This is a genomic window from Streptomyces sp. NPDC002870, from assembly GCF_042888505.1.
Classification (GTDB): domain Bacteria; phylum Actinomycetota; class Actinomycetes; order Streptomycetales; family Streptomycetaceae; genus Streptomyces.
Map to the genome: position 1 here is coordinate 54,186 of NZ_JBIAPW010000046.1, position 12,325 is coordinate 66,510.

The window sequence follows — 12,325 nt, forward strand, 5'->3', positions numbered from 1 at the left end:
CCCCCCCCCCCCCCCCGGGGCCCGGGCGCGGGGCCGTTCCCTTTGCGGTCAGGTCTTCACGACCCGCCGAGCTCGTTCTCGATGAAGTCGAACAGCTCATCGTCCGACGCCTTCTCCAGCCTGTTCTCCAGCCCCGGATCCGGGTCCTCCGGCAGGCTCTCGAGCCGGGCCATGAGCCCCTGCAGCCGACTGCGCAGCGCCGCCCTGGCCTCCGTGTCGTCCATGATCGGTTCGATCTGCGCCTCCCACGCGTCGAGCCGGTCGAGCACCGAGCCGTCGCCCAGCTGCTCCTCCACCGCGGGTGCCAGCCTGCCGAGCAAGTGGTCGGCCAGTCCGGTGGGTTCCGGGTAGTCGAACAGCAGTGTCGCGGGCAGCCTGGTTCCGGTCACGGCGCCGAGCCGATTGCGCAGCTCGACCGCGGTCAGCGAGTCGAAGCCCAGCTCCAGGAAGCCGCGGTCGGGGTCGATCGCGTCGGCCGAGGCATGCCCCAGGACCAGAGCGGCCTGGCTCAGGACGGTATCGAGCACGGCCCGGCGTCGGTCCGCTTCCGGCAGCCCGGCCAGCCGGGCGCCGAGCTGCTCGGCTTCCGCCGCGGCGGCCGGACGGCCGGCGGAGGACCGGGGCGGCTTCACCAGTGACCGCAGCAGATGCGGAACGTCTCCGGCAGCGGCACGCAGCGCCGCCACGTCGAGCCTGGCCGGGGCAAGGAACGGCTCGCCCGAGGCGAGCGCGGCGTCGAGCAGGGCCAGTGCCTGGTCCGACGGCATGGGACGGACGCCGCCCCTGGCCATCCGGTGGAGGTCGGCCTCGTCCAGTTTGGTGGTCATGCCGCTGCGCTCGGCCCACAGGCCCCAGGCAAGGGACACTGCGGGCCGTCCCGCCGCCCGCCTGGCGTGGGCGAAAGCGTCGAGGAAGGCATTGGCCGCCGCGTAGTTGCCCTGCCCGACCCCGCCGAACGTTCCGGCGAGAGAGGAGAACAGGACGAACGCCTCCAGGTCGAGGTCGCGCGTCAGCTCATCCAGGTGGAGTACGGCGTCGGCCTTGGCACGCAGCACCGCGTCCATGCGCTCCGCGGTCAGCGAGCCGATGACGCCGTCGTCGAGCACGCCCGCGGTGTGCACCACGGCGGTGAGCGGACTCTCGGGGGATACGGAGGACAGCAGCCGGGCGACCTCGGCCCGGTCGGCGACGTCGCAGGCGGCGAGTTCGACGCTCGCGCCCAGCTCGCGCAGCTCCTTCTCCAGCTCGCGCATCCCGGCCGCGTCCGGACCGCTGCGGCTGGCGAGCAGTAGGTTCCGCACACCGTGCGCCGTCACCAGGTGACGGGCGACGATGCGGCCGAGCACGCCACTGGCCCCGGTGATGAGCACCGTGCCTCCCGCGCCGGCCGCGCCGAGGCCGCGGAACGGCTCTGCCGCCCGGGCCCGTACCAGACGTGGCACACTGCCAGCGCCCTCGCGCAGGGCGATCTCGGGTTCACCGGTCGCCAGGGCGGCCGGCAGCGAGGCCACGGACTGGTCCGTTCCATCGAGGTCGAGCAGGGCGAAACGGCCCGGGTTCTCGGCCTTGGCGGTGCGGACAAGGCCCCAGACGGCGGACTGCGGCAGCCCCCGCACAGCGGCGCCGGCCGTTGTGGCCACGGCGTTTCGGGTGCACATCACCAGCCGCGACCCGCTGAACCTCTCGTCCTGGAGCCAGGCCTTGGCGACGTCCAGTGCGTGGTGTACGGCCCGGCGGGTGGCCATGGCCGTGTCACCTTGGGCCTGCGGGCAGTTGACGAGCACCGTTGCGGGCACCGGGGCTCCGGCGGTGACGGCAGCGGCCAGTTCGGCCAGGTCCGCGTACCGGCCGCCGTCGGCGTCGGCCGCCTGCGGTACGGCACCGATGCCGACCACGGCGTACGGTTCGCCGGCGCTGCCGGCCAGCGGCAGCGGCGCCCACTCCATCCGGTACAGGCTGTCGGACTTCGGTCCGGCGGCTGCCAGCGCCGCGGGGTCGACCGGCCGCAGTACGAGCGCCGGTATCGCGGCGAGCCAGGCACCCGACGCGTCCGCCAGCTGTACGCCGAAGGTGTCCTCTCCCTGCCGGACCAGGCGGACCCGCAGGGTGTCAGGGCTCGCGGCCGGCGCCGCGGTGACCTGCCGGAAGCTGAACGGCAGCACGGCCCGTTCCGTGTCGGGTGCGGCGAGCGCGACCGTGTGCAGAGCGGCGTCCAGCAGCGCCGGATGGAGGACGAAGCCGGCGTCATGGTGCTGCTCGGGCAGTGTCACTTCGGCGAACACCTCCTCGCCCTTGCGCCAGGCGGCGCGCAGGCCGCGGAAGGCCGGTCCGTAGGCGAAACCGTTCGCGGCCGTCCGCTCGTACAGGTCCGATACGTCGACCGGATCCGCGCCCGGCGGGGGCCAGGCGGTGAGGTCGGCGAGGGCGAGGGCATCGGGTTCGGGCGGGCCCTCGGCCAGGGTGCCGTCGGCGTGCCGGGTCCAGGGGGTGTCCTCCTGGTCCGCGCGTGCCGCGGGCCGCGAGTGCACGGTGACCGCACGCCGGCCCGACTCGTCCGCGTCGCCGACGGTGAGTTGGAGCTGTACCGTGCCGTCCTCCGGCAGGACGAGCGGGGCCTCGATCGTGAACTCCTCGACGTGGCCGGCGCCGATCCGTTCGCATGCCTGGAGCGCCAACTCCAGGAAACCCGTGCCGGGGAAGAGCAGTGTGCCGTCCACAGCGTGGTCGGCCAGCCACGGCTGGCGCCCGACGGAGAGCAACCCGGTGAACAGTGCGCCGTCGGAACCGGCGAGCGGCACGGCCGCCCCGAGCAGCGGATGGCCCGCCGCTTCCAGTCCCGCGGCGAACATGTCATCCAGGCTCGCGGCTGCCTCCAGCCAGTACCGCTGCCGCTGGAACGGGTACGTCGGCAGCAGCACGCGCCGGGCGCCCGAGTGCTCGAAATAGGCGTCCCAGTCAGGTCCGTGGTCCCGCAGATGCAGATGGGCGAGCGCCGTGGTGACCGACTCCGGTTCGCCCAGGTCGCGGCGCAGCAGGGCGACGAGCGCCACCCCGTCCGCTGTCAGGCACTCGTCCGCCATGGCGGTGAGCACCCCGGACCCGAGCTCGATGAGCGTCGTGGCACCCATCTCTTCGAGGGTCCGGGTCCCGTCGTGGAACCGGACTGCCTGACGCACGTGGCGCACCCAGTAGTCGGGGCTGCACAGCTCGTCCGTGGTGGCCGGGCGTCCCGTGACGTTGGAAATGACGGGCACGGTCGGCGGCTCGTAGCTCAACTCGGCCGCGACGGCCGCGAACTCCTCGAGCATCGCGTCCATGTGGGCCGAGTGGAAGGCGTGGCTGACGCGCAGACGCCTGGTCCTGTGTCCCGCGGCGGCCAGTTGGCCGGCGACCTCGGCGACGGCATCCTCGTCACCGCTGATGACGGTGGCGGCCGGTCCGTTCAGTGCCGCGATCACAACCCGGCCCTCGTACGGTTCGAGCAGCGGCAGCACGTCCTCCTCTGCCGCCTGTACGGACACCATGGCGCCGCCGGCCGGCAGGGCCTGCATCAGCCGGCCGCGTGCGGCGACCAGGCGGCAGGCGTCGTCCAGGGAGAGCACGCCCGCGACATGTGCTGCGGCGAGCTCCCCGATCGAGTGGCCGAGCAGTACATCCGGGCGTACCCCGTAGCTTTCGAGCAGCCGGAACAGGGCGACTTCGAGGGCGAAGAGACCGGCCTGGGTGTATACGGTCCGGTCGAGCAGGTCCGCCTCGGGCGTTCCGGGCTCTGCGAACAGCACGTCGCGCAGCGGCCGGTCGAGGTGGGTGTCGAGGTGCGCGCAGGCCGCGTCGAGAGCGTCAGCGAAGGCGTCGAAGGTCGCGTAGAGGCTCCGACCGGTCTCCGCGCGCTGCGACCCCTGCCCAGGGAAGAGGAAGGCCAGCTTGCCGGGGCGGGGGCGGTCCACGGAGACCCGCGGGTGCTCGCGGCCTTCGGCGAACGCCCGGAGGGCGTCGGTGAGTTCGGCGGAGCCCGTGCCGAGGATCGCTGCCCGGTCCTCGAAGCCGGCGCGCGAGGTGGCCAGGGACATCGCTATGTCGGCAGGCGCGAGTCGCGCGCTGTGCGTGACGTCGCTGCGCGTGACATCACCGTGCGTGATGTCGCTGCGCGTGATGTCGCTGCGGGTGATGTGCTCCAACAGCCGCTGGGCCTGAGCCCGCAGTGCCGTGGTGCCGCGCGCGGACAGCAGCCAGGGGACGACGGTTTCCGGGACGGACCGCTCCGGCGTACAGGTCTGCGGGGTCCCTCCGGACTCGGTGACGTCCGGCTCTGGCTCCTCCAGGATCACGTGCGCGTTGGTGCCGCTGATGCCGAAGGCGGAGACCCCGGCCCTGCGCGGGCCGGTGCCCGGCGTCCACTCGCGCCGCTCGTTGAGCAGGCGCACATTCCCGGCCGACCAGTCGATGTGCGGTGACGGCTGCTCGGCGTGGAGCGTGCGCGGGAGCACGCCGTGCTGCAGGGCCTGCACCATCTTGATCACCCCGGCGACACCGGCCGCCGCCTGGGTGTGGCCGATGTTCGACTTGATCGCGCCGAGCCACAACGGGCGGTCCTCGGGGCGTCCTTGACCGTAGGTCGCGATGATCGCCTGAGCCTCGATCGGGTCGCCGAGCTGCGTGCCGGTACCGTGCGCCTCGACGACGTCGACGTCCCGTGCGGACAGTCCCGCGTTGGCCAACGCCTGTCGGATGACGCGCTGTTGGGACGGCCCGTTGGGTGCCGTCAGGCCGTTGGACGCGCCGTCCTGGTTGACGGCCGTGCCCTTGACGACGGCCAGCACCGGGTGTCCGAGCCTGCGTGCCTCGGACAGCCGCTCCAGCAGGACGACTCCGACACCCTCGGCCCAGCCGGCGCCGTCGGCGTCCGCAGAGAATGCCTTGCACCGCCCGTCGGGGGCGAGCGCCCGCTGCCTGCTGAACTCGATGAAGGTCTGCGGGGTGGAGATCACAGTGACCCCGGCGGCCAGTGCGAGCGTGCACTCGCCGGACCGCAGAGCCTGGGTCGCCAGATGCAGCGCGACCAGCGACGACGAGCACGCCGTGTCCACTGTGACGGCCGGTCCCTCCAGCCCGAAGGTGTACGCGATGCGGCCCGAGGCGACGCTGCTCGCGCTGCCCGTGGCCAGATATCCCTCCAGGCCTTCCGGCGCCGTCTGCGCCCGGGAACCGTAGTCGTTGTAGTTCGACCCGACGAAGACCCCCGCCTCGGAGCCGCGGAGCATGACCGGGTCGATCCCCGCCCGTTCGATCGCCTCCCAGGAGGTCTCCAGAAGGAGCCGCTGCTGGGGATCGATCGCGACCGCCTCGCGCGGCGAGATCCCGAAGAACGCCGGATCGAAGTGGTCGGCGTCGTAGAGGAACCCGCCGTCGCGAGCGTAGAAGGTGCCGGGCTTGTCGGGGTCCGGGTCGTAGAGCCGCTCGATGTCCCAGCCCCGGTTGGTGGGGAAGCCGGAGATGGCATCGGTGCCCTCGTCGAGCAGCCGCCACAGCTCCTCGGGCGAATCGGCCTTCCCCGGGTAGCGGCAGCTCATCCCGACGATGACGACCGGATCGTCGTCCATCGAGACGACGGGTGCGGTCGGGTCCACGGTCTCTGGCGCCGCGCCGAAGAGCTCGTCGTACAGGAACGCCGTGAGCGCGGCCGCCGTCGGGTGGTCGAAGACCAGCGTGACGGGCAGCCGGAGCCAGGTTGCCTCGGAGAGCCTGTTGCGCAGCTCCACGGCGGTGAGCGAGTCGTAGCCCAGTTCGCGGAACGCCCGGTCGGCGGGGATGGCGTCAGCCCGGTCGTAACCGAGTACGGCGGCGGCCGTCGTACGTACGTCGTCCAGCAGCGCCGCACGGCGCTCGGTGGGCGGCAGTTCGCGCAGTCGGACGACGAACGGCGGTGCGTCGTCCCGCACAGCATCCTCCTTGGTCCCGCTGCCCGGCGCCTGGGCCTCGGGCAGCTCGCGCAGCGCGGCCACCAGCCGGGCGGTGGCCTTCTGCCAGTCGACGTCCGCGACGATCAGGAACGTCTCGTCTTCGTCCAGGGCGGTCTGCAGAGCGGCGACGGCCAGGTCGGGATCCATCGGCGGCACCCCGTCGCGGCGGAGCCGCTGTGCCATCTCCTCGTCAACCAGACCGCCGCCGCTCCAGGCGCCCCAGGCGATAGAGGTCGCGGGAAGGCCCTCGGCGCGGCGCCGGAGGGCGAGCGCGTCCAGGTACGCGTTCGCCGCCGCGTAACTGCCCTGTCCGGGACCGCCGAGGGTGCCCGCCATGGAGGAGAACAGGACGAACGCCGACAGGTCCAGGTGCCGTGTCGCCTCGTGCAGCGCGAGTGCGGCGCCCGCCTTGGGCCCCAGTACGCCCTGCGCCCGGTCCGGGGTGAGCATGTCGATCACACCGTCATCGATGACTCCGGCGGTGTGCACCACAGCCGTGAGCGGCTGGTCCTCCGGCAGACTCCCGAGGAGCGCCTCCACCGCCGCGCGGTCGGACACGTCGCACGCCACCACGGTGGCACGCGCCCCGAGTTCCACCAGTTCCCCGACCAGCACAGCCGCGTCCGGCGCCGCCGGGCCTCGACGGCTGACGAGCACGAGATGCTCGGCGCCGTTGCGGGCGAGCCAGCGGGCGACGTGTCCGCCCAGTGCGCCCGTTCCACCGGTGATCAGTACGGTGCCTTTGGGGCGCCACTCCTCGCCGGCCGGCCGGTCTCCCGTGAGCGACCGCAGCATCCTGCGGGCGAAGACCCCGGAAGCACGCAACGCCACCTGGTCCTCGCCCAGGTCCTGTGCGAGCAGCGCGACCAGCCGTCGGCCGGCCCGTTCGTCCAGCTCGCTCGGCAGGTCGACGAGGCCGCCCCACCGCTGCGGATACTCGAAGGCCGCGATCCGGCCGAGCCCCCATGCCATCGCCTGCATCGGGTGGTCGAGGGCATCGGCACGGTTCACCGACACCGCACCACGGGTCGCGCACCACAGCGGGGCATCGATTCCGGCGTCACCGAGCGCCTGGAGCAGCGACGTCATCAGGACAAGGCCTGCGGGAAGTGAGTCCGTCGCGGTCCACGGCTGTTCCTCCAGAGCGACGAGGGACAGCACTCCGGTGATCGTGTCGGCCGTCTCGGCCTCGGCCCGCAGCCGGGTGGCGAGCCATTCCCGGTCGGAGTCCGCTGTATCGACGATCAGGGTCCTGATGCGCGCGGAGCCCGATTGGAGCGCGCGTACGGCGCTCTGGACGAGGTGGGCGTCCTGGTGGCCTGCGGGGACGACGACCAGCCAGGTGCCGTCCAGGCTGGTACGCGCGGGCTCCGGCTGGGGGCGCCAGGTAATGGAGTAGCGCCATCCGTCGACCGTGCTCCGTTGCTGCTGCTGTCTGCGCCACAGCGAGAGCGCGGGCAGGAGCTCACGCAAGGCGTTCTGGTCGGACAGACCCAAGGTCCCTGCCAGACCCTCCAGGTCCTCGCGTTCGACGGTGTCCCAGAATCCGGCATCGACGAGTCCCGAAGCGGGCGACTCTGCTGTGGACTTGCGTGACTCCAGCCAGTAGCGCCGGTGCTGGAAGGCGTAGGTGGGCAGGTCCACGAGCCGGGGCCGGTGGGCGGCGAACGCCGGGGACCAGTCCACGTCCACGCCGTGTACGAACAGGTCGCCCAGCGAGGTGTAGAAGCGGGCCATGCCGCCGTCGTCCCGGCGCAGGGTCCCGGTCACCACCGCCTCGACGCCAGCAGCCTCGGCGGTCTCCTGCACCGGCATCGTCAGCACCGGATGCGGGCTGACCTCCACGAACACCCGGTGATCCTCGGCCAGCAGAGTGCGGACCGCGGGCTCCAACCGCACCGTCTGGCGCAGATTGGTGAACCAGTACCCGGCATCAAGCTCCGCCGTATCCAGCCACTCACCCGTCACCGTGGAGAAGAAGGGCACCCCACCCGAACGAGGACTGACCGGCGCCAGAACCTCCAGCAGCTCATCCTTGAGAGATTCCACATGCACCGAATGCGACGCGTAGTCCACCTCGATCCGCCGCGCCCGGACACCTCGGTCTTCACAGGCGGCGATCAGCTCGTCCAACGCCTCCGCATCACCCGACACCACGGCCGATGACGGTCCGTTGACCGCCGCCACCGACAGACGCCCCGACCACTCGACCAGCAGCTCCTCCACCTCGGGCCGGGGCAGCGCCACCGACACCATTCCGCCCTGTCCGGACAGCGACCGGATGGCCAGGCTGCGCAACGCCACGACCCGAGCCCCGTCCTCCAAGCTCAATCCCCCAGCCACACACGCCGCGGCGATCTCGCCCTGGCTGTGCCCCACCACCGCCGCAGGCTCCACACCGTACGAACGCCACACCTCAGCCAGCGACACCATCACCGCCCACAACACCGGCTGAACCACATCCACCCGATCCAGACCCGGCGCACCCACAACCCCACGCAACACCGACGTCAACGACCAATCCGTGAACGGCCCCAACGCCGCCTCACACTCCGCCAACCGCACAGCAAAGACCGGCGAGGAATCCAGCAACTCCACCGCCATCCCCACCCACTGCGACCCCTGCCCCGGAAAGACGAACACCGTCCTACCCGGATCGGTGACCGCACCTGGTGCGGTCACCGACCGCAGCCCCGCCGTCAGTTGGCTGCTCTCCGATCCCACGACAACGGCCCGGTGCTCGAACACGGACCGCGACGCCACCAGCGACCAACCCACCTCAACCGGCGAGGGCCGAGCGCTCTCCACATACGACGCCAACCGACCCGCCTGAGACATCAACGCCTCGGCAGAACGCCCAGAAACCACCCACGGCACCACAACACCCGACGACGACGGCGCAGACTCCCCCTCGTCAGCCTGCTCCGCCTCCTCCTTAACCTGCTCGACAATCACATGCGCATTGGTCCCGCTCACGCCGAAGGACGAGATACCGGCACGCCGCGGACGTCCCGCCTCTTCCTCCCACGGCCGCGCCTCGGTCAACAACTCCACCGCACCCGCAGACCAGTCCACATGCGGCGACGGCTCATCCACGTGCAATGTGGCGGGCAGCTCGCCATGCCGCATGGCCAGCACCATCTTCATGACACCCGCCACACCGGACGCCGCCTGCGTGTGCCCGATGTTCGACTTGACGGAGCCGATCCACAACGGCGGGCGGTCGTCGTCCCGCTCCTGCCCGTACGTGGCGATCAGCGCCTGCGCCTCGATGGGGTCGCCGAGCGTCGTCCCCGTACCGTGCGCCTCCACCACATCCACATCACCCGCCGACAGACCCGCATTCGCCAACGCAGCCCGGATCACCCGCTGCTGCGACGGACCGTTCGGCGCCGTCAGACCATTCGACGCACCATCCTGATTGACAGCGCTGCCGCGGATCACCGCGAGCACCTGGTGGCCATTACGCCGGGCATCCGACAACCGCTCCACCAGCAGCACACCGACGCCCTCGGCCATGCCCATACCGTCGGCCGCCGCCGCGAAGGCCTTGCACCGCCCGTCCCGCGCGAGCCCACGCTGACGGCTGAAGCCCACCAGCCCGATGGGTTCGCTCATCACAGCCGCGGCCCCTGCGATCGCCAGGGAGCACTCCCCCGAGCGAAGCGCCTGTATGGCCAGATGCAGCGACACCAGTGACGACGAGCAACCCGTGTCCAGCGTCACCGCCGGGCCTTCCAGTCCGAGCGTGTACGAGACACGGCCGGACGCGATGCTCGTCACCGTCCCGGTGATGAGGTGCCCTTCCAGCCCGTCGGGTGCTTCCACGTTGCCGTACCCCTGGTAGGCGGCCCCGAAGAACACACCGGTCTGGGTACCCCGCAATGTCCTGGGGTCGATGCCCGCACGCTCGAAGACCTCCCAGGAGGTCTCCAGGAGCAGCCGCTGCTGCGGGTCCATCGCCAGGGCTTCGCGCGGCGAGATCCCGAAGAACTCCGGGTCGAAGTCACCGGCCGCGTCGAGGAACCCGCCATCGCGGGCGTAGCACGTGCCTGTGCGGTCGGGGTCCGGGTCGTACATGCCGTCCAGGTCCCACCCCCGGTCGGTCGGGAACGCCGACACGGCGTCGACCCCGTCCCGAACCAGCCGCCACAAATCCTCGGGCGACCGCACATCACCCGGGTACCGACAGGCCATGGACACGATCGCGATGGGGTCGTCACCGGCCGGCGCGGCGGCAATGACGGCCGCGGGGGCAGCTGGTGCGGGCAGAGCGGCGCTCTCGCCGACGAGCGTCGTCTCCAGGTGCCCGGCAAGCGTCTTCACGCTCGGGTAGTCGAAGACAACGGTGGCGGGGAGCCTCACTCCGGTGGCCGCGTTGAGCCGGTTGCGCAGCTCCACCGCGGTGAGGGAGTCGAAGCCCAGCTCGCGGAAGGCACGGCCGACCGCGATGTCCGCCGTGTCCGCGTGGCCGAGCACGGCGGCGACCTGCTTGCGTACGAGGTCGGACAGCAGCCGCTCGCGTTCCGTCGGAGCCAGCTCGATGAGCTGGGAACGGAGCGACGCGGAAGTACTCTCGGCAACCTCCGTGTCGGCCTCGTCGGCTTCGAGTGCCCGGAGCACTTCCGGGACCTCGTGCAGCAGCGGGCGGGGGTGCGCGGCCGTGAAGACGGGGACGAAGCGTTCCCAGTCGATGTCCGCCACGGCGAGGAAGGTCTCATCGTGGTCGAGCGCCTGCTGAAGTCCAAGAACGGCCAGGTGCGGCGACATGAACGGGATGCCGCGCCAGCGCAGTTGGTCCCGCACCACATCGACGGCCATACCGCCGCCCTCCGGGCTCCAGATGCCCCAGGCGATGGATGTTCCCGTCAGGCCGCGTGCGCGGCGGTGAGCGGCGAGCGCGTCGACATAGGCATTCGACGCGGCGTACGCGCCGTGGTCACCGCTGCCCCACGTACCGGCGACGGACGAGTACAGCACGAAGGCGTCGAGGCCGTCGCGGTCGAACAGAGCGTCGAGGTTGCGGGCGCCGAGCAGCTTGGCGCGGGCCCCCTCGGCGAACTCTTCGAGCGTGGTGTCGACGAGTGGCACGAGAAGGCCGACCCCGGCAGTGTGCACGACGGACCGGATGGGCGGACCTTCGGCCTCGACCTGCGCGACCAACCCGGCAAGGGCGTCGGCGTCCGTCACATCACAGGCGGCGATGGTGACTCCGACGCCCAGTGCCACCAGCTCGTCACGCAGATCGACCGCGCCCGGGGCGTCGAGGCCGCGCCGGCTGGTCAGCAGGAGGTGCTCGGCGCCACTACGGGCGAGCAGTCGGGCGGTGTGCGCACCGAGGCCACCGGTACCGCCAGTGACCAGGGCCGTGCCGCTCGTACGCCAGAGCCTGCCCGGCTCTCTGTCCAGCGGGGCACGGGTCAGGCGGCGGGCGAACAGTCCGGCGCCGCGGACGGCGAGCTGGTCCTCGTCGCCGCCCGTCGCGAGGACCCCGGACAGCAGGGCCGTGCCGCGGTCGTCCAACTCGGCGGGCAGGTCGACAAGACCGCCCCACTGTTTGGGGTGCTCCAGGGCGAACACCCGGCCGAGGCCCCAGACCGCCGCTTGGAGGGGGTTTCGCACCGCGTCGTCGTCATCGGATGATCCTGTGGCAGCGGACTCGGTCGTGAGCAGCCACAGCGGAGCTTCGACTGCGGCGTCGAGGAGCGCCTGCATCAGGGCGACGGACTGGATGAGTCCTACGGTGACCTCGGGGCGCTCGGGCAGGGGCCGCTCATCAAGGGCGAGGAGCGAGATGACGCCGCTGGGGACGTCTGCCGTGATGGACGCGTGCAACTGGTCAGCCACGACTCGACGATCGGTCCAGCAGTCCTGGAGGACGAGAGGTACGGCCTCGGCTCCGCTGTCCCGGATGGCCTTGAGGGTGGACTGTACGAGATTGTCGTTCTCGTGGTCTGCCGGGACGACGATCAGCCAGCGGCCTTCCAACGTCCCCTGCTCCGGCTCCGGCTGGGGCCGCCATACGATCCGGTAACGCCACCCGTCCACCGTGCTGCGCTGCTGCCGCTGCCGCCGCCACGACGACAACGCCGGCAACACCTCACGCAGCGCCCCATCCTCGGACAGGCCCAACGTCCCGGCCAGACCCTCCAGATCCTCGCGCTCCACCGTCTCCCAGAACCGCGCATCCACCGGATCGACAACCCCGGCCGCCGAAGGACGACCCGACTCCAGCCAGTAACGCCGGCGCTGGAACGCGTACGTCGGCAAGTCCACCACCCGGGGCCGGTGCGGGGCGAACGCCGGGGACCAGTCCACCTCCACACCGTGTACGAACAGGTCGCCCAGCGAGGTGTAGAAGCGGG

Annotated in this window: 1 protein-coding gene; it reads right to left on the reverse strand. The window is 71.5% G+C overall.

The annotated features are described in order from the left end of the window. Positions 1–56: 56 nt before the first annotated feature. Entirely contained in the window at positions 57–12,278 is a 12,222-nt protein-coding gene (locus tag ACFYWY_RS34960) for a type I polyketide synthase (protein WP_389194482.1), read from the reverse strand. Positions 12,279–12,325 lie beyond the last annotated feature (47 nt).